This is a genomic window from Streptomyces sp. 6-11-2 (assembly GCF_006540305.1).
Lineage (GTDB): Bacteria > Actinomycetota > Actinomycetes > Streptomycetales > Streptomycetaceae > Streptomyces.
In genome coordinates this window covers 171,431-196,792 of record NZ_BJOR01000001.1, presented here as the reverse complement: position 1 = coordinate 196,792, position 25,362 = coordinate 171,431, and the positions used below count along the sequence as shown (strand labels likewise).

The following is a 25,362-nucleotide window of genomic DNA, read 5'->3' as shown; positions in this document are numbered from 1 at the left end:
GCACGCCTCGTCGGCCTCATGGGCCGTGCTTCGCAAGGCAGTCGCCCATCCGGTGACGCGTATGGCCGCTGTGGCCCTGCTTCAGGCCCTGGCCGCGCACATCGGCCGGACGGAGGCCTCGGGAACACGGCCGCCTCAGTGCGGCTGCCGGATGTCCGTAGGATGAGTGCCGTGACAGCCCGTGCACAACAGCGCCGTGAGCGACCGCCCGTGGGGCGGTGGCGGGCGCTGCTGGTGCTCGGGCTGCTGGCCGGGCTGTTGGGGATGCACGCCCTCGCGCCGGGCGGTGCGGCAGCCGTCGGCGCTCGTCACGCCTCCGCCGCCTCGGCGCACAGGGGCATGGTGACGGGCGGCGACGAGTCCGTCTGCCACGACGACGGCGGCGGCGGCGGGCACGTCCGTCACGCGGACTCGACGTGTGCGTCCGGAGCCCTTGACGCGGGCCCGGTTCTTCCCGCCCTGATGCCCGACCCCGTGGGTCCGGTCCCGCTCGCCTTCGGCGGGCACGGGTCCTTTGCCGCCGCCGTGGAGGGCGGACGCGCGCCGCCCACGCTGGCCGAACTGCAACTCCTGCGGATCTAGGACAAGGCCGCGCCGCGCCCGCCCCTGAGGGCCACCGCGGCACTTCGCCATGTCCCGCGCCCCACCGGCGCAGCATCCTTCGCACATCGCAGGAGTACCACCATGACCAGCACCCGTTCCCTCGTCCGCCGTGCCGCGCTCGTCACGACGGCCGTGACCGCCGCCCTCGCTCTCGCCGCCTGCGGCAGCGGCGACGGCTCCGGAAGCGGCGCCGACGCGCGGACGTCGTCCTCGGCGGCGAGCGCCGAGCGCACGGCCGGCGCCCACAACGACGCGGACGTGTCCTTCGCGCAGGGCATGATCCCGCACCACCAGCAGGCCGTCCTGATGGCGCGGACGGCCGCCACCCGGGCGTCCTCCGCCGAGGTCAAGGACCTGGCCACCCGCATCGAGAAGGCCCAGGACCCGGAGATCGCGACGATGTCCGGCTGGCTGGAGTCCTGGGGCGCGAAGGTGCCCTCCGCCATGCCGGGTATGGACCACTCCGGTCACGCGGGCATGCCCGGGATGATGGACGGTCAGGACATGAACAAGCTGGCGAAGGCGTCCGGTGCGGACTTCGACAGGATGTTCCTGACCATGATGGCCGAGCACCACGAGGGCGCCGTGGAGATGGCCACGACCGAGAAGACCAACGGCCGTTACGGGCCCGCCAGGAAGACGGCCGACGACATCATCACCGCGCAGAACGCCGAGATCGAGGAGATGAGCAAGCTCCTCGGCAAGAGCTGATCGTTCAAGCCGACGAGAACCCGGAGGCCGGTGGCCCGCCTCCGGGTTCTCGTGACGGTCAGGCGCGGTCGGCCGGTGCGGGGGAGGGGAGCCGGAAGCGCGGGTGGGGCTCGGTGTCGCCCTCCGCGAGGTCGGCGAGCATCCGGCCCAGCAGCGGCGTGAACTTGAAGCCGTGCCCGGAGCAGGCCGTGCCGACGACCAGCGGACCCACCCGGTCCAGCAGGAAGTCCTCGTCGGCCGTGTTGGTGTAGAGGCAGGTCGTCTCCGTGGAGACGACCGGTTCCAGACCGGGCAGCCGCTCCGCCGCGAACGCCAGGACCCGGCCGCGGGCGGCGGCGTCCACGATCCCGTCCCGGGTATCCGGGTCCACGACCCGTCCGCCGAGGTGTTCGGCGACCTTGACGCCCTCGTCGGCCGTGGGCATGCCGTAGACGATGCCTCCGTCCTCGTGCTGAAAGCTGAAGGCGGGCCAGACGGCGTCCGGATCGCGCTGCGGCAGGTGGAAGACCTGTTCTTGGGTCACCGTCAGCTCCGGCAGCGTGACGAGACCGTCGAGCAGCCGGCTCGTCCACGGGCCGACGGTGACGACCGCGACAGGTGCGGTGAACGTGCCCGCGGGCGTGCGGGCACGGACTCCGTCCGCGTCGGTCTCCAGCGCGGTCACCGGTGTGCCGTGCAGGATCCGGCAGCCGGAACGGGCGGCGAGGTGCTGGAGCGCCGGGAGCGTCGCGTCGGGGTCGACGCGGGCGGCGTCCGGGTGGAACAGCACGTCACCCGGCAGGGCGAGTTGCGGCCAGCGCGACCGCGCCTGGTGCTCGGTGAGCACCTCGAAGTCGGCTCCCTCGTCGGCCAGCGCGGCGGCGGCCTGCTCCAGACGCTCCGCGCGGCCGCCGTCCACGGCCCCCACGGTGGAGATCAGGTCGCCGCCGCTCTCGGACTCGAGCCGGTGCCACATGCGCAGCGCCTCGGCGGCCATCCGCGCGTACAGAGGATCCGTGTAGGTCAGCCGCAGCAGCCGCGACCTGCCGTGCGAGCTGCCGGCCCGGTGACCGGGTGCGAACCGTTCCAGCAGGCAGACGCGGTGGCCGCGCTTCGCCAGCTGCCAGGCGGCGGCGGAGCCGGCGGCGCCCCCGCCGACGACGAGGACGTCGTAGTGCTCGGCTGTGCCGGAAGCGTGCATGGGATGAGCCCCTTTCCTCTGTGCCACTGCGGCCGTCCGTGTTCCCCGCTCCCATTGGATGCAGTGCACACACCGTATACAGCGCATTCGCCACGAGCAATGGGCCGACGGCCCGCAGTTCACGTCCGGCCATGACCGGGGCGGTTCCGGAGTTCCGGATACCGAGGGGCTGCACGCCCCGGCGCGTCCGGTGCGCGTGCGGGTGGGCGGGCTGCCCCGGAAGTACGCCCCGCCGACCGCCACCCGCCCGGCGGAGCGGCTGGGGGTCGACTCCGGGGGCTACTGGCGGCGTCAGGGGCGGGGCGCCTGCCCGAGGCCGGCTACCGCGCGGCCCATGCGCGTGAGCGCTTGACGCAGGATCGCCGGTGAGGTCGCGAAGTTGAGGCGTACGCATCCCGCGCCGCCGCTGCCGAAGACGTGTCCGGAGCTGAGGGCGACGCGAGCTTCGTCCAGGAACAGCTTCGCCGGTCCGGCGAGGTCGCTCACGATGCCGGGTCCGCCGGTGGGACGGTCGTCGTGCAGTCCCAGCCCGGTGCAGTCGAGCCAGGCGAGGTAGGTGCCCTGGGGCGGGACGTACCCCACGTCCGGGAGGTGTTCCTTCACCAGTTCGCCCAGCAGGTTCCGGTTGGCGTCGAGCCCGAGCAGCAGCTCGTCGAGCCAGTCGCCCGCGTCGCGGAACGCCGCCGTGTGGGCGAGGATGCCCAGATGGCTGGGGCCGTGGCCGACCTCCTCGGGCATCCGGCGCAGGTCGTCCGCGGCCTCGGTGCCGGCCATGGCCACGGCGGCCTTGAGACCGGCCAGGTTCCATGCCTTGGACGCGGAGGTCAGCGCGAAGCCGTTCTCCGAGCCGGGAACGCCGAGGAAGGGCGTGAAGACGGCGCCGGGCAGCACCAGCGGGGCGTGGATCTCGTCGGAGATCACCCGGACACCGTGTCCGCGGGCGAGCGCGGCGATCGCCTCGAGTTCCGCGCGGGTGTGGACGACACCGGTCGGGTTGTGCGGGTTGCTCATCAGGAACGCCGCGCGGCGGCCGTCGCGCCGTGCGCGTATGAAGGCGTCCTCGAGTCCGGCGAGGTCGATTCGCAGGTCGGGGCCGAGACGGGCTTCGACGACCTCCCGGCCGGCGTGCGTGACGAACGCGTAGAACGGGGGGTAGACGGGTGAGCAGACGACGACCGCGTCGCCGGGGCCGGTGACGAGGCGGAGGATCTCGACGATGCCCATCATCACGTCGGGCACGAGCGCCGTGTTCTCCACGCGCAGGCCGTCCCACCCCCATCGCGTGGCGGCGAAGGCGGCGAGGGCCTCGGCGTAGCCGGTGCCGTGGGGGTATCCGGTGTCTCCCAGCGCGACGGCCCGGTGCAGGGTGTCGGCGACCGCGGGTGCCAGGGGGACGTCCATCTCCGCCACCCACAGCGGCAGGACGTCCTCCGGGTGCGCGCGCCACTTCATGCTGGACCGCTGCCGCAACTGCTCCAGGGACAGCTGGACGAGCGGATCGGTCCGGCCGCCGTCGTCGGGCTCGGCGACTGCCTGGTGGGTGGACTCGCTCATGCGGTGCTCCCCTCGCCCGGGCGGACCGGGCCTCGGCGGTGCGGTGTGGTCGTCTCGCTGGACGGTACCGCGACCCCCGTGTGCCGGTCAGCAGGTCATCGAGGGGGCCGGCCCCCGCCGTCACGCGCAACCGTGCGGGTGGCTGCCGGACCGGCCGCCGGTGGGGCCGGCCCTGCGGGCCGTACGGCCGGGGCGGCCGGTGTCAGCGGCTCCGCCAGCTCGCCCAGACGGCCGCCAGCTCCGCCTCGATCGCCGGTGCCACCGTGTCCAGCAGCCGCACCTGCGCCCCCGGCCCCGCCAGCTCCATGCGGTACGGGTGGTGCGGTCCGCGGGGACGGGAGCCGAGGCAGGTGACCGAGCCGATGACGCGGTGGGGGCCTAGGACGCCCGGGAGCTCGCGCAGGTCCGGCTCCGTCAGGTCCAGGTCCTCGACCAGCAGATCGTGCCCGTCGTGGGTGACGTGTGTGGTCGCCCGTACGCTGCCGCCCCGCTCGCCGGAACGCCCCAGGACCAGGGTGTCCCGCCACAGCATGCGGGCCCCGGCCGCCAGCGCGACGTCCATCGAGCGTTCCACCCGGGCGCCGTCGCCGACCACGAACGGCTTGCCGTGCCAGACCAGTTCGCCGTCCTCGGCGATGTCGACCCGGGCCCGCCACCGCGAGGTGCCGCCGCGGTGGTCGTAGGCGACCAGGCCGGACGGCTCGATCAGCTCCAGGCGGGCCCCGGGGCCGACCGAGATGTGCAGCAGCAGGTCGTCTCCCGTGAGCAGGCCGGCCCGGGTGCCGACCAGGGCGATCCGCACCCGGTCGGGGGACGGCAGCAGGGGGCGGGGGGCGAGGAAGGCGCCGGGGCGCAGCTCGCGGACGAGCGGGCGGCCGGTGCCCTCCCGCTCCACGGTGACGACCGTGGGGTCGGCCGGCTCGCCGTGGGCCACCGTGCCCCCGGTCACGAGTCGTGGCTGTGGCTGTGCGGTGCCATCGGTCCCGGGTCGGTGGGGACATGGGTGCCGGCCCGGTGGCGTGCGAGCAACGAGCGTACCCAGTCGGCGAGTTCGGCGATCGAGGCCGGGTCCTTCCTGGACAGCGCGAGGACCGGCAGACCGCCTCGGGCATTCCGGGCGTCGGCGACCATGGCGTCCACGTCGACCTCGACGTGCGGCGCCAGATCGGTCTTGTTGACGATCAGCAGGTCGGCGCCGGTGATGCCGGGGCCGCCCTTGCGTGCCACGTCGCCGCCGCCCGCGACGTCGATGCAGAACAGCTGGGCGTCGGCCAGGGCCGGGCTGAAGGTGGCGGTGAGGTTGTCGCCGCCGCTCTCGACGAGTACCAGGTCCAGCGGCCCGAACGCCTCCTCCAGGTCCTCGACCGCGTCGAGGTTGGCGCTGACGTCGTCGCGGATCGCGGTGTGCGGGCACGCGCCCGTCTCCACCGCGCGGATGCGCTCCGTCGGCAGCACGCCGGCCGAGCGCAGGAAGCGGGCGTCCTCGTCGGTGTAGATGTCGTTGGTGACGACGGCCATGGCGAGTTCGCCGGCCAGCTCACGGCACAGCGTGGCCAGGATCGAGCTCTTGCCGGTGCCGACGGGGCCCGCGACGCCCAGTCGCAGGGCGCGCGCGGTGCCGGACGGCCGGTGGTGGTGCTGGTCGGGCTGCTGGTCAGGCAAGGAAGAGTCTCCGTTCTCGTCGTGCGTGTTCGAGTGCCCACTGTTCGGTGAGCAGGGGGGTACGGGCGGGCAGTCCGGCCGGGTTCCGTACCGCGAGGGCCTCGTGCGCCGCGGCCGTGGCGTCCGGCTCGGCGGCGAGGATCCAGGCGACCGTGTCGAGGGGGTCGCCGGGCAGCAGTTTCAGGGCCGCCGAGGTGATCGTCTGGAGTTCGTCGTAGATCACGCCGTGCGCCAACTCCTCCTCGGAGACGTCCATGACGGCTCCGAGCGCGCCGAGCGTGACCGGCCGCAGCGGGCGGGGACGGATCGACGACAGCGCGGTGACGGCCGGGTGGTCCGGGGCCAGCCGCCGCGCGAGGCGGTGCACCCCGCGGCCGAGCGTCGCCGACGCCTCCCGCAGCGGCGCCGCCGGGGTGCGGGCGGCGAGGGCCCGCTGTACGGGCTCGTAGTCCACCGGGTCCGCCCGGGCGGCCCGCAGGGCGAGGACGGCCGCGGCCGCCTCGGTGACGGCCGCGGTGCGCAGCCGGGCGCGCAGCAGCGCGGGCACGTCGTCGCGGGTGAGGCCCGCCGCGACGGCCGGTTCCAGTCCGGCGCTGTAGGTGTACGCGCCGACCGGGAGCCGCCCGTCGCCCAGCAGCAGGGGTGCCAGGCCCGGCATCAGAACATCGCGTACCGCTGGGCGAGCGGCAGTTCGGTGGCGGGGGAGGGCTCGACGAGCGCGCCGTCGATCCGGATGGCGAACGTCTCCGGGTCGACGTCGATGTCCGGCAGCGCCGTGTTGTTCGGCAGGTCCGCCTTGGTGAGGTGGCGGGTGGGCCGCACGGCGACCAACTCCCGTACGAGGCCGAGACGTTCGGCCAGGCCGTCCTCCAGGGCCGCCGGGGCGACGAAGCTGACCGACAGGTGCGGGGCCGCGCCGGCCGCGGCGGTGGGCCGCAGCAGGACGGGCTGGGTGGTGGGGATCGCGGCGTTGGGGTCGCCGAGCGGCGCGTACACCACCATGCCGCCCTTGATCACTGCGGCCGGGCGGATGCCGAAGAAGGCCGGGTCCCACAGCACCAGGTCGGCGAGCTTGCCCGGCTCGACGGAGCCGACGACGTGGTCGATGCCGTGGGCGACGGCGGGGCAGATCGTGTACTTGGCGACGTAGCGGCGGGCGCGTTCGTTGTCGGCGGGAAGTTCGCCGCCCCGGTCGCCGAATCGCCGCTTCATGGTGTGGGCGACCTGCCAGGTGCGGCAGACGACCTCACCGATGCGCCCCATGGCCTGGGCGTCGGAGGAGGTGATGGACAGGGCGCCGACGTCGTGCAGGACGTCCTCGGCGGCGATGGTGGTCGCGCGGATGCGGGACTCCGCGAAGGCCAGGTCCTCCGGCACACGCGGGTTCAGGTGGTGGCACACCATCAGCATGTCGAGGTGCTCGGCGACGGTGTTGACGGTGTGCGGAAGCGTCGGATTGGTCGACGCCGGAAGGATGTTGGGGTGGGAGGCGACGGTGATGATGTCGGGTGCGTGGCCGCCGCCCGCGCCCTCCGCGTGGAAGACGTGGATACCGCGTCCGGCGATGGCGGCGAGGGTGCCTTCGACGTAGCCGGCCTCGTTGAGGCTGTCGGCGTGCAGGGCGACCTGGAGGCCGTAGGCGTCGGCGGCCTTCAGCGCCGCGTCGATGGCGGCGGGCGTCGCGCCCCAGTCCTCGTGGACCTTGTAGCCGCCGGCGCCGCCGAGCGCCGCTTCGCGCAGGCCGTCCTCGCCGACGGTCGAACCCTTGCCGAACAGCATGACGTTGAGCGGCACCCGGTCCAGCGAGCGGTGCATCATCGCGAGGTTCCACGGGCCGGGGGTGACCGTGGTGGCCTTGGACCCCTCGGTGGCGCCGGTGCCGCCGCCGATGACGGTGGTCGTGCCGGTGGCCAGGGCCTCGTGCAGGGCCTCGGGCATCAGGAAGTGGACGTGGGTGTCGACGGCTCCGGCGGTGAGGATGCGGCCCTCGCCGGAGACCACGTCGGTGCCGGGTCCGATCACCAGGTCGGGGTGCACACCGTCGCTGATGTCGGGGTTGCCGGAGCGCCCGAGCGCCACGATCCTGCCCGCCCGGACACCGACGTCCGCCTTGACGACGCCCCAGTGGTCGAGGACGACGGCGTTGGTGATGACGAGGTCGAGGGCGCCGTCGGCGCGTGAGGCGGTGGCCTGGCCCATGGATTCGCGCAGGGACTTGCCACCGCCGAACACGGACTCGTCGCCGCCGAAGCAGCGGTCCTCCTCGACCTCGATCCACAGGTCGGTGTCGGCGAGGCGGACGCGGTCGCCGGTGGTGGGCCCGTAGAGCGACGCGTAGGCGGCGCGGGTCAGTTCTGCCATGTCACATGTCGTCCGTTCGTGCGGTCCGGGTGCCGGGCACGACGATGCCGGGCACCTCCCGGCGGCCGCCCAGTTCGACGAGGGTGACCTCGACGCCGACTCCGGGCTCGAAACGCAGGGACGTGCCGGCGGGAATATCGAGCCGGAAACCCTCGGCAAGAGACCGGTCAAAAGAAAGTGAGGGATTCGCGTCGGGGAAATGCAGATGCGATCCGAGCTGAATGGGGCGGTCACCGTCATTCACCACGGTCATCTGAAGCCGTGCGCGGTTCTCATTGATGTGCAGTACGCCGGAACCGGTCCGGATCTCGCCGGGGATCACGGGATCGGCGAGGTGATCGTGACGAGCTTGCGCCCGTCCGGGAAGGTCGCCTCGACCTGGACGTCGTGCAGCATCTCGGGGACGCCTTCGAGTACTTCGGCGCGGGTGAGGACGGTGCGCCCCTCGGCCATCAGATCGCTGACGAGGGCGCCCTCGCGGGCCCGCTCCATCACCCAGCAGGAAAGGAGCGCGACGGCCTCGGGGTAATTGAGGAGCACGCCGCGCTCCCGCCGGTCACGGGCGACCATTCCGGCGACGCTCAGCAGCAATTTCTCCGTATCGGACGGAGTCAGAAGCATGGGAATCCTCCGTAGCGGGCAGTTGCCCGAATTCCGGAATCACTCCGGTCATGCTCCTCTTATAGGCCGCCCGATGCCGCTGTGGCAACTTTCACCGCACCGCGATAAGTCCCTTTCTATCCTTATGACCCGTCTTATACGGGCAAAGCAGACAAATTTTGGTCATGGAGGGAGCAGTGGAAGGACCGCCTCCACCCGATCTCACCGGAACGCCGCGTGTCCCGTGACCGCCTGCCCGACGACGAGCGTGTGCATCTCGACGGTGCCCTCGTAGGTCAGCACGGACTCCAGGTTGTTCATGTGCCGGATGACGGGATATTCCAGGGAGATGCCGTTCGCCCCGAGGATCGTGCGGGCGGTGCGGCAGATGTCCAGTGCCTCGCGCACGTTGTTGAGCTTGCCCAGGCTCACCTGCTCGGGCCGCAGCGTGCCGGCGTCCTTGCGCCGGCCCAGGTGCAGCGCCAGGAGCACGCCCTTGGTGTACTCGAGGTACATGTCGGCCAGCTTCTGCTGGGTCAGCTGGAACGCCCCGATCGGCTTGCCGAACTGGGTCCGCTCCACCGCGTAGGACTGGGCGGCGTACAGCGACGACCGGGCCGCGCCCATCGCTCCCCAGACGATGCCGTAGCGGGCCTCGTTGAGGCAGCTGAGCGGGCCCTTCAGACCCCGGACCTCGGGGAGCACGGCGTCCGCGGGAAGGCGCACCCCGTCCAGGACCAGCTCGCTGGTGACCGAGGCGCGCAGGGACAGCTTGTGCTTGATCTCCGGGGCCGAGAAGCCCGGGGTGTCGGTGGGCACCACGAAGCCGCGCACGCCCTCGTCGGTCCCGGCCCAGACCACGGCCACGTCGGCCACGCTGCCGTTGGTGATCCACATCTTGCGGCCGTCGAGGACCCAGTCGTCGCCGTCGCGCCGCGCCCGGGTGCGCATGCTGCCGGGGTCGGAGCCGGCGTCGGGCTCGGTGAGGCCGAAGCAGCCGATCGCCTCACCGGCGGCCATGGACGGCAGCCACTGCCGCTTCTGCTCCTCGGTGCCCCACTTCCAGATGGCGAACATCGCCAGCGAGCCCTGCACCGAGACCAGCGAGCGGATACCGGAGTCGGAGGCCTCCAGTTCGAGGCAGGCCACGCCGTACTCGGTGGCCGACATGCCCGCGCAGCCGTAGCCCTCCAGGTGCATGCCGAGCACGCCCAGCGCGCCGAGCTCCTTGGCCAGGCCGCGGATGTCGGGAATGGTGCCCTGCTCGAACCAGTCCGCCACGAAGGGGTCGACGCGCTGCCCGCAGAGCTGGCGCACCGAGGCGGCCACCGCCTTCTCCTCGGGGGTGAGCAGGTCGTGCAGGCCGGCGGGGTCGCGGGGGTCGAGCGGGGGCAGTTTGGCCGGTGCGTTCATGCGGTCTTCTCCTGTGGCGGATCAGTGGGTCGGGTCGGTGAGCCAGCGGCGTACGTCGTCGCTGTGCTCGCCGAGACGGGGCGGCGGCCGGTAGCCGGTGACCGGGGTGGCCGAGTACGTGACGGGGTGCCGGATCTGGGGCGGCGACGAGGGGCCGACCCGGACGGTCGGTTCGAGGCCGAGCGACTCGGCCAGGGCGATGCCGTCGGCGACGGTGCCGACCCGTCCGGCCGGGACACCGACCGCGGTGAACCGCCCGATCCAGGTCTCGACCGTGTCGCGCGCGAGGTGTTCCTCCAGGGCCCGGACGAGTGCGTGGCGGTTGCGCACCCGGGCCGGATTGACCGCGAAGCGTTCGTCGTCGGCCAGCTCCGGCGCGTCCAGCACCTCGGCCAGCCGGCGGAACTGCCCGTCGTTCCCGCACGCCATGGCGAGCAGGCCGTCCGCGCAGCGCAGCGTCTCGTACGGCGCGATGGACGGGTGCGCGTTGCCCATCCGCCCCGGCGCCCGGCCGGTGGTCAGATACGCCGAGGCCTGGTTCGCCAGCGAACCCAGCAGGCTGGACAGGAGGTTGACCTCCACCCGCTGGCCCCGGCCGCTTTGCTCGCGGGCCCGCAGCGCCGCCAGGATGCCGATGGTCGCGTCCTTGGCGGTCAGTACGTCGACCAGGGCCACGCCGACCTTCTGCGGGTCGCCGCCGGGGTCGCCGGTGATGCTCATCAGACCGCCCAGCGCCTGGACGAGGAAGTCGTAGCCCGCGAGCGCCGCGCCGCCGTGGCGGCCGAAGCCGGTCACCGAGCAGTACACGACGCCCGGGTTCGTGCGGCGGACGGATTCGTAGTCGAGTCCCCGCGCGGCGAGGGCGCCGTCCTTGAAGTTCTCCACCAGGACGTCGGCCCGCCCGGCCAGTGTCCGGGCCAGCCGGAGGTCCTCCGGGTCGGACAGGTCGAGGGTCACGGACCGCTTCGAGCGGTTGGCGCACTCGAAGTAGCTGCTGGAGTGGTCCGTCCACGGCGGACCCCAGGCCCGGGTGTCGTCGCCGGAGCCCGGGCGCTCCACCTTGATGACGGTGGCCCCCAGGTCCGCCAGCATCACCGAGGCCAGCGGGCCGGCCAGGACGCGGCTGAAGTCGGCGACGACCAGGCCGTCGAGCGGTGCCGCGGGCGGATCGACGGGCATGACCATTCTCCGTTCGCTCGGGACGGGACGACCGTACGGAGAAGGCGCGGATCTCTCATTGGATAAAATGCACCTCGCAGGGCTCGTATTGGACAGATCGCACAGGAGCATGCGTGACGGTTCCCGCGCAGGAGCAGCCGTGACGGTTCCGACGGTGGCCTCACTGTGTCGGGCCCTCGGTACGGATCTCGCGCCGGCCGAGGGGTTCGCCGCCTCCACGCGGGAGGTGTCGGCCGTGCACATCAGCGAACTGCTCGACCCGACCGGCTATCTGAACGGCGGGGAGCTGCTGCTGACGACGGGGCTGTCCCTGCCCCGGAACAAGCTCGGTTGCGAACGGTACGTCGGCCGCCTGGTCGAGGCCGAGCTGACCGCGCTGGCGCTCGGCCTCGGCCCGGTGCACGCGGAGGTTCCGGCGCCGCTCCTGGCGGCCTGCCGGAAGCTGGGACTGTGCCTGCTCACCGTCCCGCCGCCCACGCCGTTCCTGCGCATCACGAAGGCCTACTGGGCCGCCGTCTCCCGCACGGCCGAGCAGCACCTCAAGGACGTCCTGGCGACGCAGCGGGCGCTCGTCGACGCGGCCGCCTCCGCCGACCCGGTCGCCACGGTCCTGCGCACCCTCGGCCGGTCGCTCGACGCCTGGGCGGCGGCCTACACACCGGCGGGCGAGGTGGACCAGGTGTTCCCCGCCGGAGCCGCCGAACAGGCCGCGCGGGTACGCGGGGAGATCGTGCGGCTGGAGGGCGCCGGAGCGCACTCCGCCGCCTCGTTCGCGACCGGGTCGGGAGCGGTGATCGTGTTCCCGCTGGCCGGGCACGAGCGGGCCGCGGGGTTCCTCGCGGTCGGCACCTCGACGCCGCTGGATCCCACGAGGCGCAGAGCCGTGCTGACGGCGTCGGCTTTGCTGAGCCTGGACGCGGTGCGCGGTTCGCGCGCCGAATCCGTGGCCGACGAGGGACAGCGCTGCGTCGGACTGCTGGTCGACTTCGGGCACCTGGACGCCGCGCGGAGACTCGCGGGCGCGGTACGGGCACCGAGCCCGCCGGACCAGTTGCGCGTCCTGGCGATGAGGGGCCGGGCGAGCGACATCCTCACCGGAGTGGTCCGCCGCTGGTGCCCGGAGGCGATCGCGGTCCGGACGGACGACCGAGCGGCCTGGTTCCTGGTCCCCGCGGACCATCCCCCGACCGCGTGCCTGGAGGGCGCGGTACGGCGGGCGGACGCCGACGCCGCGGCCGTCCTGACGGAGGTGGTCCCGGTCGGGCGGGCACCGGCCGTCCGCGCGGTCGCCGCCGCGACGCTGGCGGACCTCGCCCCGGGAACCCGGCTGCTGGCCCACCCGTCGGCGGGACCGTACGGCGGCGATCCGGCCGCGCGCATGGCCGCCGCCTGCGACCGGCTGACCGATGTCCTGCGCCAGGCCCTCGTCGGCTACCTGCGCCATCACGGTCAGTGGGAGGCGGCCTCCCGCGCGCTCGGCGTCCACCGCAACACGCTCCGGCACCGCGTCTCGCGCTGCCAGGCGCTGCTCGGCGTGGATCTCACCGACCCGGACGTCACCGCGGAACTGTGGCTGCTTCTGCGCCGCCGGGGGATGGCGTAGGGGACGGCCGGGGCGCGCCGGGAGCGGTCGCGGGTGCCCGCCTGGTGCGTAGGTCGCGATCTTTCGGGAAAACCACTGACGGAAACGTGAACTGGCGTGCACAGCAGGGCTTTCGGAACGTAGTTTGTCGTTGGACAACCCGCGAGACGGAGAACGGACGGTACCCATGACCCACCCCGCGACGAGCCCCGACCCGGCGGCGCACCAGAAGATCGACACGACGGTGCCGCACTCGGCTCGGATCTGGAACTACTGGCTGGGTGGCAAGGACAACTACGCCGTCGACGAGGAGGCCGGTGACGCCTACACCGCCGTCTTCCCCGGCATCGTCACCATAGCCCGCAGCAGCCGCGGCTTCCTGCGCCGCAACATCACCCACCTGGTCGCCGAGGCGGGCATCCGGCAGTTCCTCGACATCGGCACCGGCCTGCCGACGGCCGACAACACGCACGAGGTCGCCCAGCGCATCGCCCCCGAGTCCCGGATCGTCTACGTCGACAACGACCCGATGGTCCTGGCCCACGCGCGCGCCCTGCTCTACTCCACTCCGGAGGGGGCCACCGCCTACGTCGACGCCAACGTGCTGGACCCGGACCGCATCCTCGCGGCCGCCGCCGACACGCTGGACTTCAGCCGTCCCATCGGCCTCATCCTCAGCAACATCCTTGGTCACGTTGCCGATTACGACCAGGCACGCTCCATCGTCTCCCGGCTGCTGGACGCACTGCCGTCCGGCAGCTACCTTTCCATCAACGACGGGTCCCTGGGCACCGACCCGGACTTCGAAGCGGCCCAGGAGGGCTACAACAAGAGCGGCGCCATCCCGTACAACCTGCGCACCGTCGACCAGATCACGGCGTTCTTCGACGGACTGGAACTCGTGGAGCCCGGGGTCGTCTCGGTTCCGCACTGGCGTCCGGACCCCGAAGCCCCCGCCGTGGCGCCCGTCGCCGAGCACGGGGGCCTCGCGCGCAAGCCGTGACACCCGTACGAGCCGTCCCGCGGCCGTGACCGAAGCACCGCACCGGCGGTTCGGTCACGGCCGCGGCCGTTGGGCCCCGGGGGAATCAGGGGCCGAGCGGAGCGTCGGCTCCGGTGAACCTCAGGCGGCCCGGTCCTTGCGCAGGAAGCGGCGCAGCCGCCGCAGCGGCCAGGTGTTGATCACATCGTCCGGGGTCAGCCATCCGCGTTGGGCCGTGCCGATTCCGTAGCGCAGGTGGGCGAGATGGAGGAGGGAGTGGGCGTCGGAGTCGACGGCGAACTTCGCGCCGTGGCTCCTGGCCCGCAGGATGTCCTCGTCGCCCAGGTCGAGGCGGTCCGGCTGGGCGTTGATCTCCAGGGCCGTGCCGGTGCGGGCGCAGGCGGCGAACACCTCGTCGAGGTCGGCGTCGATGCCGGGCCGCCTGCCGATCAGACGGGTGGTGGGGTGGCCGAGGACATGGACGTGGGGGTTCTCGCAGGCGCGCACGAGCCGCCGGGTCATCGCCTCGCGGCCGAGGCCGAAGTGCGAGTGCACCGAGGCCACGCAGATGTCGAAGCCCGCGAGGAACTCGCCGGGCCAGTCCACGTCCCCGTCCGGGCCGATGTTGAGCTCGGTGCCGTGCAGCAGCCGCATCCCGCGGTGCCGGCCGTCCAGTGACCGCACCCGCTCGCGCTGGGCGAGGACCTTCTCCTCGGTCATGCGCTGCATGGCGAGGCCGGGCGCGTGGTCGGTGACCGCGTAGTACGCGTAGCCCCGGTCGGCGGCCGCGGCCACCATCTCCTCCAGCGGGGCGAGCCCGTCGGTGAGGTCGGTGTGGGTGTGCAGGTCACCCCGGACGTCGTCCACCGTGACCACCTGGGGCAGCTCGCCGCGCAAGCCGGCCTCGATCTCGCCCCGGTCCTCGCGCAGCGTGGGCGGGATCCACGGCAGGCCGAGCCTCGCGTACACCTCGTCCTCCGAGCGGGAGGCGACCCGCTCTCCGCTCCCGGCGTCGAACAGGCCGTACTCGGAGAGCTTCAACCCCAGGTGGACGGCGATGGTCCGGGTGCGGATGTTGTGCGCCTTGGAGCCGGTGAAGTACTGCATCCCGGCACCCCAGGAGTCCTGTCGCACCACGCGCAGGTCGACCTGGACGCCCGTGACGGTGCGGATCGAGGTCTTCTTCGCGCCGTGCGCGACGACCTCGGCGGTGGAGGGCAGTTCGGTGAGCGCGTCCATGAAGGGCGCCGACCGGTCGGCGGCGACGAGGACGTCGATGTCCCCGATGGTCTCCCTCATGCGGCGCAGCGACCCCGCGTACGCGCACTGCGCACACCCGGTGATCCGGGAGAGTTCGGCGACGATGTCCTCGGCGGACTCCATGGCGGTGCCCAGCAGGATCCGCTCCCCGGCCTGCTGCATCAGGGCGATGCCGTGCAGGATGTTCTCCTCGGTCCTCTTCCCGAAGCCCTTCAGATCGCGCAGCTTCTCCGCCTTGATCGCGTCGGCCAGCTCGGCCACCGAGGAGATGTGCAGGTCCTCGTAGAGGGTCATCGCCTTCTTGGGCCCGAGGGTGGGAATGGTGATCAACTGCCGTACCCCCGCCGGAATCCTGGCCCGCGTCTCCTCCACCACCGTGACGTTGCCGGTGCGGAGGTACTCGACGACCTTCTCGGCGATCGACCTGCCCACGCCCGGGATCTCCTTCAGACCCGCGACATCGAGGCGGGAGACGTCGGTGGGATGGCCGCCGATCGCGCGGGCGGCCTTCTCGTAGGCCCGCGCCTTGAACGCGTCGCCTCCGGTGATGGCGATGAGGTCCGCGTACTCCTGGAGGAGTGCCTCGACCTCCTCGTTGGCCCGAACCACGTCTCCCAGTCTAGGAACCGACCCGTCCGGCGGGCCAGGTGCGACGATGACTGCGGGGGGCGAGCCCGACGGGATGCTCACCCTCCGGCCCCGCAGGGAAAGAAGTGCCATGTCCGAAGCCGCCCAGCCGGCCGAGGCTCTCGTGCGGGCCGCTCGCGCGGCCGGCGTCGGTGACGAGCGGCTGCTCCGGGCCGTCCGCGCGACGCCCCGGGCGGCGTTCGTGCCCGCCGTCCACCGCGCGGACGCCTACCGCGACGTGCCCCTTCCGATCGGCCACGGACAGGTGACCACCCAGCCCTCGCTCTCCGCCATGATGATCGACGGCCTCGGCCTGAGCGGGGACGAGCACGTTCTGGAGATCGGTACCGGACTCGGCTTCCAGACCGCGCTGCTCGCCGCACTGGCCGCCGACGTGGTGACCGTCGAGATGCGGCCGGACATCGCGGAGCGGGCACGGCGCAACCTCGCCGGTCAGGGCCTGCGGAACATCGAGCTGCGCGTCGGGGACGGCAGCGGCGGGGTGCCGGACCGCGCTCCCTACGACGCGGTCGTCGTGTCCGCCGCCTTCCCGGAGGTACCCGCGCCGCTGGTCGCGCAACTGCGTCCGGGCGGGCGCCTCGTGCAGCCCATCGGGTCCGGCGGCCGGGAGCAGGTCGTGTCCTTCCTGCGCACCGAGCGGGGACTGGAGCCGCGGCGGACCCTCACGCCCGCGTGCTTCGTACGCCTGCGCGGGCGGTACGGCTTCTCCTGCTGAGCCCCCGGACCGTGGGGCCGACGGGAGGTCACTGCTCCACGACCCGCACCACGGCGAGCGTGATGTTGTCGGGCCCGCCGGCCTCGATGGCGGCCTTCCACAGTTCGAAGGCCGCCCGGCCGTCGTCGAACTCCCGCAGCAGGTCGTCCAGGACGTCGTTCGGCACCGGGTCGGTCAGGCCGTCGGTGCAGATCAGGTAGCGGTCGCCCGGGGCGAGGGGACAGGCCGTCACATGGGGGGTGACGGCGTGGTACCTCAGGCCGCCGCCCAGGGCCTGGGTCAGGAGCGACGTGGTGCGCTGCCCCGGCGGGGGCGGAGGGTTGTCGTCCACGCTGACCTGGAGCAGCCCGTCCCGGGGCGCGGCGAAGATCCGGCTGTCGCCCACGTTGAACGCCAGCAGCGATCCGGGCAGGACGACGGCGCCCGCGACGGTGGTGCCCATCGTGGCCGGTCCGTCGCCTTCCGCGGCCGCGTACACCCGGCGGTTGCAGGCGTGCACTACCTCGCGGACGTCGTCCTCGTCGGTCAGGCCGGGCCCGGCCTGAGCGAGTTGCCGGACCACCAGGGCACTGGCCACGTGGCCTCCGGGCTGGCCGCCGATCCCGTCGGCGACCGCGACGACGAGGGGCGTCCCGAGGGGGAACACCAGCGTCTGCGGATTCTCGGTCATCGTGGCGCACAGGGTCCACGGCCCGGCGACCAGGCTGTCCTCGTTGTGCTCGCGGATCAGTCCCGGATGGCTCAGCGCACTCACAGCGACGTACGTCATCACAGGTCACCGCCTTCCCCTGCGCGTCGGGGCGGATCGTGCGCCGAGACCATTGTCGGGTGGCCGGCCGGGCGGTGCAGCCCGGGCAGCCCGGTCCCCGGTGTGGGGCGGCAGGCCGGTCGGATCGGTGCGAGACTGACCAGGTGGGTGACTGGCGAGCCGGCCGGGAGCTTGCCAGGAGGTTGCCGTGAGCGACTTCGAACGTCGGGCCGTCGGCGAAGAGGCCCGTCCGCCGCTCCGCGGCACAGGCCCGACCCCCGATCCCGGCCTGCCGCACCCGTGAGGACCCGGGACATGAAGCAGAATCACACAGCCGCAGCAACCGGTGCCGCGCCCGAGCTGGAGGCCCGGCTGAGTCGGCTGGAAGCACAGACGGCGACGCTGGCGGAGGCCGTACGGGCGCTCGCCCGCGGTCTGGAGAACATCCCGTCACAGGACAACCCGCCCGGGGAGGCGGCCCAGGGAGCGCGCCTCGCCCACGAGCTCCTGCTCGCCCAGGGACTGTAGACCCCGCGCCGTCCGCACGGGTGGGCGCGGGGCGGCGGTGCAGCCGGGAGCGACCATGAGACTTTCCTTCCTCGAACCCCTGTACAAGCAGTCCGGTCCGTTCGCGTCGGTGTATCTGGACACCTCCCGCGACAGCGCCGTCGCGGACCCCGACACGGCCATAGCACTGCGGTGGCGGCATCTGCGGGACGCCCTGATGTCCGAGGGGGCGGACCGGAGCACCATCACCGCGGTGGCCGACCTGGTGGGCAGCGACACGGAGGTGCCCGGCCCGCACGGGCAGGCGGTGTTCACCGCGCACGGCCACGCGGCCCTGCTGGACGAGCTGCCGCTGCCGCCCGCGCGGGACACGGCGCACTTCGGAACACTGCCGGACACCATGCCGCTGATCGTCCAGCACGCGCCCGGGATCCCGTACCTGGCGGTGCACGTCCGCTACGGCGGACGTCACTCCACGGACGCGACCGGCACCGTGCGCGTCGACGCCGAGGCCGGCATCTGGCCCCTGACCAAGGTCGCGCCCGGGCACCGCCTGCACGAGGAGATCCCGGTGGGCGACTGGCCGCGGGCGGCCCAGGTGATCGGCCGCGAGCTGGAGGGCCACGCACGGCGCACCGACTGCGAGGCGGTGGTCGTCGCGGGAGACGTCTGGGCCCGCGGAATCCTCGTCAACCGGCTTCCCCCGCCGCTGCGCGGACATGTCACCACGGTGGAGGGCACGGGCGAGTCGGTGCCGGGGCGGGCCCTGCTGGAGCAGCGGCTCGAAAGTCTCTTCAGCGGACGCATGGCCGCGCACGACCGGGGCCTGCTGGACGTCTTCCTGGCCCAGCGGGCGCACGGCGGAGCGACGGCCGAGGGGCTTTCCGCCACCGTGTCGGCCCTGCAACGGGGCCGGGTCAAGGCCCTGTTCCTCAACCACCACCCCGAGTCGCCGCTGCGCCTGTGGGTCGGCCCGGGTGCCGGCCAACTCGCCATGACTGAAGAGGAGTTGCGCTCCTATGGCGTACAGGACGTGCGTGCGGAGCGCGCCGACGCGGCGCTGACCCGGGCGCTGGTCGGCACCAGGGCGGAACTGGTCCTGGTGCCCGAGCGGGAGGTGCGGCTGCACGAGGGTGTGGGCGTCCTGCTGCGGTACCCGCTGCCCCGGAACGGCCCCGGCGCATCAGGGGCGCGACGGCTGTGATCGTCAGCGTGCCGCGTGGCCCCACTGCGGTCCGACCCTGCGCCATTCCGCTTCCCAGGCGCGGGCGCGGCGCCGGTCGAGCGCGGCGCGGACCGCGCAGCATCCGCCGCCGGCGGCACCCGCGAGGGCGAGCGTCACCAACGCGCCCGTGGCGGCCGCCTGCGACGCGGCCTCGGACGGGGTCAAGGGCGGGGGTGTGACCCGGTGGTGCTGATCGGTCCACACCGCGATCCGGTCGCCCGCCGCGAGGGTGGGCGCGACCAGGGTCCGGTCCTCGTGCCGGGTACCGTCCGGAGCCGTCCAGCGGACGGTCCCCACGACCCGGTCGTCCGGCGTCGTCACCCTCGCCGCCGGGCTGAGCCGAGCGGACCAGGACGGCGGTGGCCGGGTGCCGCTCCACCTGCTGCCGGGCGAGGCCGTCCGCCGTCGCCTGTCCGACGACCACGCCCGCCAGGGGAGCGCCCACCGCGATGACGGCACACGTGGCCAGCAGGACCCAGCCCTCGATCACGTCCTCGCGCCGGCGCATCGGGTTGCTCCGCCACCGCCACAGCGGACGCCGGACGGGTTCGTTCGCCCTCATCGCTGCTCCCTTCGGCCCTCCGACCACCCCCCGGGTCCTCCGACCACCCCCGACGCGCCGAGCGGACGGTCGCCCGCACGGCTTCCTCCACTCCAGCGTGACAGCCTCGCGGGCCGCCGTCCTGGGGCCGCCCGACGTGGTCACACCGGCCGTTCGTCCCCGCCGGGGCGGGACCTCGGGCCCACCGTCCGGCACGCACCGGGCCGGTCGGCCCACAGCCGCCGCGGCTCGAACGCGCGAGACTGGAAGAGAGCGCCGAGTACCGAGTACGCCGAGTACCGGGCACAAGCAGTACGAGAACGGCGTCTGACCATCACGGTCCCGGTCCCGGAGGAGAAGACGGGCACCAGGACCATCCCGGTGCGGCACGCCTGAGCAGGGGCGATCCGCCGCACCCGCGGTGCGCGGCCGGTGTGACGCCGACCGCGCACCCGCGGGGGAGAACAGAGGGAGAGGCAAGCGCGGGGTACAGGGAAGGTGACCGTCATGCTGAGACCTGTCGTGGCCGGCCTGGACGGCTCGCGCGAGAGCCTCGCCGCGGCCCACTGGGCGGCCAGGGAAGCCCTCCGGCGAGGGCTGCCGCTCCGGCTGGTGCACGCCTGGGAAGGCCTGCCCGACACCGCGGGGAGAGCGGACCTGCCCGAGATGCGGGTGCCGCAGTCCCGTGCGCGGCGGATGCTGCGGGACACGGTCGCCCAGCTCAGCGAGTCGTACCCGCGGCTGGACCTGTCCGGCGAGCAGGTGCGCAGGCAGCCGGGTCCCGCGCTGCTCGACGAGGCGGAGGACGCCGAACTGCTGGTCATCGGCAGCCAGGGGCTCGGCGCGGTCGGCGGCTTCGTCCTGGGCTCGGTGGCCATGGGGACCGCCGTGCACGCCGAGCGGCCCGTCGTCCTCGTACGGGCGGGCGAGACCGCGGAGAGCGAACATCTGCCGGACGTCTCCGGACGTCCCTCGACACGGACCGCGCACCGTGACGTGGCGGTCGCCGTCGACACCGACGGCCCCTGTGACGACCTGCTGGACTTCGCCTTCCGCGCCGCCGAACTGCGCAGGGCGCCCCTGCGCGTGGTGCACGCCTGGCACGTGCCGCTGACCCACGGGCTGCCGGACGCGCGGACCCGGGGATCGTTCCGGCGGGAGGCGGAACGGGAACTCGCCGCGCTGCTGGAGCCCTGGCGGCAGAAGTTCCCCGCCGTGTACGTGACCGAGACCCTGCACGAGGGGCGCCCGGCCCACGTTCTGCCGCGCGCCGTGAGCGGGTCGGGTCTGCTGGTGGTGGGCCGCCGCAGGAAGTACCCCGTGATCGCGCACGCGGGTCCGGTCGCGCACGCCCTCGTCCACCACGTCACCCGCCCGGTCGTGCTCGTACCCCACGACTGACAGGCCCTGACAGGCCGGAGACGACCGCCACGGCCGATGTGCCCCCGCGGACCGTGGGGCCGGCCGTGTCCACGACCCGCGGGCTTCACCGGCCGCCGCCGAAGAGGCGACGGCGACGGCGCGATGTGCTCAGCGCGGTTCGGTCAGCGCCGGACCGCTCGTCAGGTCGCACTCGACGTCGACGACTCCCTCGATGGCCCGCACCAGGCGGGCGGCCACGGGCACCAGCGAGGTGTCCCGGATCCGGCCGGTGAGCGTGACCACGCCGTCGCGTACGCCGATGTGGATCGGTTCGAGCGGCGCGGGGAAGAGGTAGGAGACGATCTCCCGGCGGACCTCCTCGGCGAGGTCGTCGTCCGACCGCAGGAACACCTTCAGCAGGTCGCCCCGGCTGACCATGCCCTCCAGCATTCCCTCGCCGCTGACGACGGGCAGCCGCTTGACCCGGCGCTGGGCCATGATGCGCGCGGCCTCGGCGAGAGTGGCGTCGGAGTGGACGGTGACCGCCGGGGACGTCATCAGCTCCTCGGCCGTCACCGCGCCCGCCTTGGCCAGGTCGGGCAGCCGGCGCAGCTGGGTGAAACGGTCGGGATCGCTGTCCCGGAACTCCTCCTTGGGCAGCAGGTCGGCCTCGGACACGACACCGATCACGCGTCCCTCGCCCTCCAGCACCGGAAGGGCACTGACCTTCCACTGCGCCATGAGGTTGATCATCTCCTTGAACGGGGCGTCACGGCCCACGGCCACGACGGTGTGCGTCATGACGTCGCTCACGATGTGCGGGCTGCCGTGCACGGTCTCCTCCTCGGGACGTCGGATGCGGGTGCGGGCGGATTCACCTGCCCCCGCTGCCGTAGGGGGCGTACAGGTCGAGCAGCCGGATGCGGGCCGCCTGCAGCCGGTGGGCGACCACACCGCCGACCCAGACGGCGACGGCGCGACCGAACTCGGGATCCTCCCCGCACAGCGTGCGCACGGCCTCGGCGTCGAACTCGTAGGCCCGCACCGGGCTCGTGGCCTCGGCGCCCAGCTGCCACACATGGGGCGGGAAGTGCCAGGACCAGCCGACCAGTTCGCCGTGGCCCAGCGATTCGATGACGGCGGCGCTCCGGCCCGGGACGTGCAGGTCGAGGGCGACGGTGCCGGTCCGGATGATCCAGAACCGGTCGGCGTGCCGGCCCTCCTGGAACAGACGGGCGCCCATGTCGAAGGAGGTCTCGCGGGCGAACCGCATGAGCCGCGCACGGTGCTCGGCCGGAAGGGCCGCGGCCCGGGTGGTGGTGGAGGTCATCGCTCCGGCTCCTCTCGTTCCTGCCGCCTCGCTCGGTCGGCGGGCTCGTCGTGCAGCGTGCCCGTGGGTCCGGCGACCGCGCGGCCGGGCCCGCCGAGGGGCCCGGACAGGGCGTCGAGTCCGCTCCTGGCCAGGCCCGCGGTGGTGGGACTGTCCGTCATCGTCCCCCCTCCGGGATGGCGGTCGTCCCGCTCCGGGATGCCGCCGCGCTGCTGTATCCAGCCTGTTCCCGTAAGGCCCGCGCCGCCACGGGCCGCTCGGGCCCGCCGGGGGGCCCTTCGGCCCCACATGGCGCCCGGCGGCCCGTCGTCGCACGCCGCGAGGACGTCCGTCAGGCGGGCGCGGGACCGGCCAGCTCGACGATGTCGTCGGAGGCCACGTCGTGCAGCCGGATCGCGAGGTCCTCCAGGGCCCTGCTGACGGCGAGTTCGTCCCCGATCTCGGGAATCGGACGGTCGATGGGGTTGCGCCGGGCCACGCCCCGACCGGTGACCGTCGACGTGTCGCGGGTGCTGAGGACGGCACGTGCGTGGGTGTCGTCGCCGTCCTCGGTGATGTAGATCTGCACGGTCCACTGCTTGGCTTCCATCGTGACCACTTCCGTGCGAGTTCCGTACGAGGCTGTCCCGCCACTTCTCACCTTGCGCGCACGCCCGCGGCCGCGCCAGAGCCGAAAGGCCCACTCCGGGGCCGCGCCCGAGCCGATGGCCGGACGGCGGCCGGGGCCGGGGTTCACGGGGCGAGCGAGAAGTAGTTTTCTTCCTCCTGCGCGAAGTGCAGGCGCAGCACGGTGTGCAGGCCGTAGAGGCAGGCGAGCAGGTCCTCGGACTGCTCGGGTGCGAGGGTGCCCTCGGTGTCGGCCGGCGAGAGGTGCGTGGCGACGCGCCGGGAGAGCCGTTCGATCTCGGCGTGGGCCCGGCTCATGGTGGCGGTCGCCTCGGGGCCGCCGAGTGCGGGCATGAGTGCCGGGTAGAGCTGGTGTTCTTCGGCGTACTCGTGGGGCAGCAGCCGTTCGGTGAGCAGCCGGTGCACCTCGCGCACCGACGCCAGGGCGTCCGGGCCGGGGCGTTCGGCGAGCCGGGCCGCGGCCGAGCGCACCGCCTCCAGGACGTCCTGAAGATCGTCGTGCTCGGCGGCGAAGCGCTCGATGAGGGCCTGAGTGGAGGGTTCGAGCGCCGGCTGGGCCGCCCGGTCCGTGCGCAGGGCGCGCAGCGCGTTGAGGATCACCACGACGTCGATCCCCTCCTGGAGCAGGGCGCCCACCGCGGGCGGCAGCAGCCCGAAGGCGGCCGCTGCCATGGCGGCCAGGGACATCAGCATGCCCCCGAGGGCGCTCTGCACCGCGATGCGCCGTGCGCGCACCGCGACCGCGGCCGCGTCGGCCAGCCGGTCCAGGCGGTCGGTGGTCAGGACGATGTCGGCGGCCTCGGAGGAGGCGGTGGATCCGCGCGCGCCCATCGCCACACCGACGTCCGCGGCGGCGAGCGCCGGTGCGTCGTTGACGCCGTCCCCCACCATCACGGTGACCGCGCGCTCCTGCTCCGTGCGGACCGCGGCCACCTTGCCGGCCGGGGAGAGCTCGGCGCGCACGCCGTCGAGTCCGAGGACGGCGGCGACCTCACGGGCGGGCTCGGGCCGGTCCCCGGTGAGCATGACGATCCGTTCGATGCCCGCCGTGCGCAGCCGGCGCAGCGTCCGGGGGGCGTCGTGCCGCACCGGGTCGCGCAGGAGCACGGCACCGACGGGCCGGCCCTCGACCGTGAGCCAGGCCACCGCGGCGCCGTCCAGCATCGCCCGGTTCTCCACCGCCCGGGCCCACGCGGGCGCCTCCGTACCCGCGGGCAGCCGGCCGATGGTCGCCCCGCGCCCGCCGGCGACGCCGGAGATCCCCCGGCCGGCCTCCTCCGACACCTCCAGCGCCACGCCCGGGTCCAGTCCGCGCTCGTGCGCCGCGTCGACGATGGCCCGCGCCAGGACGTGCGGCGAGTACTGGTCGAGGGTCGCCGCCAGGTGCAGTACGTCGGCGGGCTTCCAGCCGGGCGCCGCGGTCACGTCGACCACGCGCGGGCGGCCGCCGGTGAGCGTGCCGGTCTTGTCGAGCAGCAGCGTACGTGCCCGCCCCAGGTTCTCCAGGGCGCCGCCGTCACGGACCACCACGCCGAGCCGGGAGGCCCGGGACAGGCCGGAGACGATCGCGACCGGAGCGGCGAGCAGCAGGGGGCACGGCGTGGCGACCACGAGGACCGCCACCGCCCGCACCGCGGACCCGCTGAGCAGCCAGGCCAGTCCGGCGGTCGCCACGGACAGCGGCAGGAACCAGGCCGCGTAGCGGTCGGCCAGGCGGACCAGGGGGGCCGACTCGGCGCCCGCCCGCCGGGCCAGCCGCACGATCTCGGCGTACGTGCTGTCCTGCTCGGTCGCGGCGGCCCGCAGTTCGAAGGCGTCGCCCGCGTTGACCACACCGCTGCGCACCTCCTGACCCGGCTCCCGCTCGACGGGCGTGGCCTCCCCGGTGAGTACCGACTCGTCGAGCACGGCCGGGGCGTCCACCACCCTGCCGTCCACGGGGACGACCTCGCCCGGACCCACCACCAGCAGGTCGCCGACGCCGACCTCGGAGAGCGGCACCGTGCGAACGACGGTCCCGGTACGGCGGCGGGCCGTGCGCGGCGCGTGCTCCAGCAGGGCGACCAGGTCGTGGGAGGCACGTCGCTCGGCCGCGGCCTCCAGGGTGCGGCCCGTGGCGAGCATCAGCGCGATGAGCGCGCCGGCGAGGAACTCGCCGACCGCCAGGGTGCCGCCGAGCGCCAGTACCGCGATCAGGTCCACGCCCGTACGGCCCTGGCGGAGCGCGGCCACCATCCAGCCCAGCGCGGGCACGACGGCGGCGACGGTGCCGAGCCCCCAGCACACGTCGGCCAGGCCGGTGTTCCCGGCCAGCCAGGAGACGCCTCCGGCGATCAGGGCCGAGGCGGTGACGGCCAGGAGCACGGGCTGGAACTCGGCGGTGGTCGGGGTCAGTGCCCTGGCCAGGCGGCGCAGCGAGTTGCTCCTGGTGCCGCGGCTCCCGGCCGGAGCGCTCACGGGAGCCGCCGCGCGGGGCTCGGCAGCGAGGCGCGGCGGCGGGGGAGCACCGTGGCCGCCCACGCGGTGAGGCGGGCGGGTCCGGCGACGGCTCCCGTCATGGCGTACCTCCTGT

At 73.5% G+C, this 25,362-nt stretch carries 26 protein-coding genes; 8 read left to right on the top strand and 18 right to left on the bottom strand.

The genetic code is table 11. The features are described 5' to 3' along the window. Positions 1-171 precede the first annotated feature (171 nt). Together TNCT6_RS00930 and TNCT6_RS00925 are read left to right on the top strand one after the other, a co-directional pair. On the top strand, positions 172-582 hold the full coding sequence (locus tag TNCT6_RS00930; protein WP_373996140.1) for a DUF6153 family protein: 411 nt from the start codon (positions 172-174) through the stop codon (positions 580-582). A 102-nt stretch (positions 583-684) separates the two neighbouring features. Further along, complete coding sequence (locus TNCT6_RS00925) at positions 685-1,314, top strand: DUF305 domain-containing protein (RefSeq protein ID WP_141355616.1); 630 nt, start codon at positions 685-687, stop codon at positions 1,312-1,314. Between the two features lie 58 nt (positions 1,315-1,372). Here TNCT6_RS00925 and solA read toward each other — a convergent pair whose 3' ends face one another. The 10 genes from solA to TNCT6_RS00870 form a co-directional block, all read right to left on the bottom strand. After that, positions 1,373-2,494, bottom strand: a complete 1,122-nt coding sequence (gene solA, locus TNCT6_RS00920) for an N-methyl-L-tryptophan oxidase (protein ID WP_172632761.1) — start codon at positions 2,492-2,494, stop codon at positions 1,373-1,375. 291 nt (positions 2,495-2,785) lie between these two features. Next, a complete protein-coding gene (locus TNCT6_RS00910) occupies positions 2,786-4,048 on the bottom strand; it encodes a MalY/PatB family protein (protein WP_141355612.1) in 1,263 nt (420 codons plus the stop codon). A gap of 202 nt (positions 4,049-4,250) precedes the next feature. Beyond that, positions 4,251-4,997 carry an urease accessory protein UreD gene (locus TNCT6_RS00905; RefSeq protein ID WP_253265974.1) on the bottom strand — a complete coding sequence of 249 codons (747 nt, stop codon included), beginning with the start codon at positions 4,995-4,997 and terminating at the stop codon, positions 4,251-4,253. Continuing rightward, complete coding sequence (ureG, locus tag TNCT6_RS00900; RefSeq protein ID WP_141355610.1) at positions 4,994-5,710, bottom strand: urease accessory protein UreG; 717 nt, start codon at positions 5,708-5,710, stop codon at positions 4,994-4,996. Before ureG ends, TNCT6_RS00905 begins: the two co-directional genes overlap by 4 nt. Then, on the bottom strand, positions 5,703-6,368 hold the full coding sequence (locus tag TNCT6_RS00895) for an urease accessory protein UreF (protein WP_141355609.1): 666 nt from the start codon (positions 6,366-6,368) through the stop codon (positions 5,703-5,705). The genes ureG and TNCT6_RS00895 overlap by 8 nt, the downstream gene beginning before the upstream one ends. Beyond that, entirely contained in the window at positions 6,368-8,071 is a 1,704-nt protein-coding gene (locus TNCT6_RS00890; protein ID WP_141355607.1) for an urease subunit alpha, read from the bottom strand. The genes TNCT6_RS00895 and TNCT6_RS00890 overlap by 1 nt, the downstream gene beginning before the upstream one ends. A 1-nt stretch (position 8,072) precedes the next feature. Beyond that, positions 8,073-8,393 (bottom strand): urease subunit beta, encoded by a 321-nt coding sequence (ureB, locus tag TNCT6_RS00885; protein ID WP_141355605.1) that lies wholly within the window; start codon positions 8,391-8,393, stop codon positions 8,073-8,075. Beyond that, complete coding sequence (locus TNCT6_RS00880; protein ID WP_141355603.1) at positions 8,390-8,692, bottom strand: urease subunit gamma; 303 nt, start codon at positions 8,690-8,692, stop codon at positions 8,390-8,392. The genes ureB and TNCT6_RS00880 overlap by 4 nt, the downstream gene beginning before the upstream one ends. Before the next feature lie 201 nt (positions 8,693-8,893). Then, positions 8,894-10,084, bottom strand: coding sequence for an acyl-CoA dehydrogenase family protein (locus tag TNCT6_RS00875; protein WP_141355601.1), 1,191 nt, complete (start codon positions 10,082-10,084; stop codon positions 8,894-8,896). A 21-nt stretch (positions 10,085-10,105) separates the two neighbouring features. Next, positions 10,106-11,263: a CaiB/BaiF CoA-transferase family protein gene (locus TNCT6_RS00870; RefSeq protein WP_141355599.1), complete on the bottom strand. Its 1,158-nt coding sequence runs from the start codon at positions 11,261-11,263 to the stop codon at positions 10,106-10,108. A 139-nt stretch (positions 11,264-11,402) separates the two neighbouring features. Here TNCT6_RS00870 and TNCT6_RS00865 point away from each other — a divergent pair, with 139 nt between their 5' ends. Both TNCT6_RS00865 and TNCT6_RS00860 read left to right on the top strand, forming a co-directional pair. Further along, positions 11,403-12,866 carry a PucR family transcriptional regulator gene (locus TNCT6_RS00865; RefSeq protein WP_172632760.1) on the top strand — a complete coding sequence of 488 codons (1,464 nt, stop codon included), beginning with the start codon at positions 11,403-11,405 and terminating at the stop codon, positions 12,864-12,866. A 166-nt stretch (positions 12,867-13,032) separates the two neighbouring features. Continuing rightward, the gene (locus tag TNCT6_RS00860; RefSeq protein ID WP_141355595.1) at positions 13,033-13,848 is read left to right on the top strand and encodes an SAM-dependent methyltransferase; all 816 of its coding nucleotides are present in this window, start codon (positions 13,033-13,035) and stop codon (positions 13,846-13,848) included. 120 nt (positions 13,849-13,968) lie between these two features. On the opposite strand, the gene polX is transcribed toward TNCT6_RS00860, so the two are convergent. Next, positions 13,969-15,696 carry a DNA polymerase/3'-5' exonuclease PolX gene (gene polX / locus TNCT6_RS00855; RefSeq protein ID WP_141355594.1) on the bottom strand — a complete coding sequence of 576 codons (1,728 nt, stop codon included), beginning with the start codon at positions 15,694-15,696 and terminating at the stop codon, positions 13,969-13,971. A gap of 109 nt (positions 15,697-15,805) precedes the next feature. On the opposite strand from polX, the gene TNCT6_RS00850 reads away from it, so the two are divergent. After that, positions 15,806-16,450, top strand: coding sequence for a protein-L-isoaspartate(D-aspartate) O-methyltransferase (locus TNCT6_RS00850; protein WP_141355592.1), 645 nt, complete (start codon positions 15,806-15,808; stop codon positions 16,448-16,450). 28 nt (positions 16,451-16,478) lie between these two features. Here TNCT6_RS00850 and TNCT6_RS00845 read toward each other — a convergent pair whose 3' ends face one another. Next, a complete protein-coding gene (locus TNCT6_RS00845) occupies positions 16,479-17,219 on the bottom strand; it encodes a PP2C family serine/threonine-protein phosphatase (protein WP_141355590.1) in 741 nt (246 codons plus the stop codon). Between the two features lie 294 nt (positions 17,220-17,513). Between TNCT6_RS00845 and TNCT6_RS00840 the strand changes: the two genes are divergently transcribed. After that, entirely contained in the window at positions 17,514-17,726 is a 213-nt protein-coding gene (locus TNCT6_RS00840) for a hypothetical protein (protein ID WP_141355588.1), read from the top strand. 55 nt (positions 17,727-17,781) lie between these two features. Next, positions 17,782-18,909, top strand: coding sequence for a hypothetical protein (locus TNCT6_RS00835; protein ID WP_141355586.1), 1,128 nt, complete (start codon positions 17,782-17,784; stop codon positions 18,907-18,909). Between the two features lie 3 nt (positions 18,910-18,912). Here TNCT6_RS00835 and TNCT6_RS00830 read toward each other — a convergent pair whose 3' ends face one another. Beyond that, on the bottom strand, positions 18,913-19,251 hold the full coding sequence (locus tag TNCT6_RS00830; RefSeq protein WP_141355584.1) for a hypothetical protein: 339 nt from the start codon (positions 19,249-19,251) through the stop codon (positions 18,913-18,915). 727 nt (positions 19,252-19,978) lie between these two features. On the opposite strand from TNCT6_RS00830, the gene TNCT6_RS00825 reads away from it, so the two are divergent. After that, positions 19,979-20,872: a universal stress protein gene (locus TNCT6_RS00825; protein ID WP_141355582.1), complete on the top strand. Its 894-nt coding sequence runs from the start codon at positions 19,979-19,981 to the stop codon at positions 20,870-20,872. Positions 20,873-21,001: 129 nt separating this feature from the next. Here TNCT6_RS00825 and TNCT6_RS00820 read toward each other — a convergent pair whose 3' ends face one another. From TNCT6_RS00820 to TNCT6_RS00805, 5 genes are all read right to left on the bottom strand, one after another. Next, a complete protein-coding gene (locus TNCT6_RS00820; RefSeq protein ID WP_253265973.1) occupies positions 21,002-21,667 on the bottom strand; it encodes a CBS domain-containing protein in 666 nt (221 codons plus the stop codon). Positions 21,668-21,707: 40 nt separating this feature from the next. After that, positions 21,708-22,163, bottom strand: a complete 456-nt coding sequence (locus TNCT6_RS00815; protein ID WP_141355580.1) for a cyclic nucleotide-binding domain-containing protein — start codon at positions 22,161-22,163, stop codon at positions 21,708-21,710. Then, complete coding sequence (locus TNCT6_RS39670) at positions 22,160-22,324, bottom strand: hypothetical protein (RefSeq protein ID WP_172632759.1); 165 nt, start codon at positions 22,322-22,324, stop codon at positions 22,160-22,162. Before TNCT6_RS39670 ends, TNCT6_RS00815 begins: the two co-directional genes overlap by 4 nt. A gap of 170 nt (positions 22,325-22,494) precedes the next feature. Beyond that, positions 22,495-22,752, bottom strand: a complete 258-nt coding sequence (locus TNCT6_RS00810) for a DUF1876 domain-containing protein (protein ID WP_141355578.1) — start codon at positions 22,750-22,752, stop codon at positions 22,495-22,497. Positions 22,753-22,895: 143 nt separating this feature from the next. Next, positions 22,896-25,025: a heavy metal translocating P-type ATPase gene (locus TNCT6_RS00805; protein WP_253266367.1), complete on the bottom strand. Its 2,130-nt coding sequence runs from the start codon at positions 25,023-25,025 to the stop codon at positions 22,896-22,898. Positions 25,026-25,362: the final 337 nt, after the last annotated feature.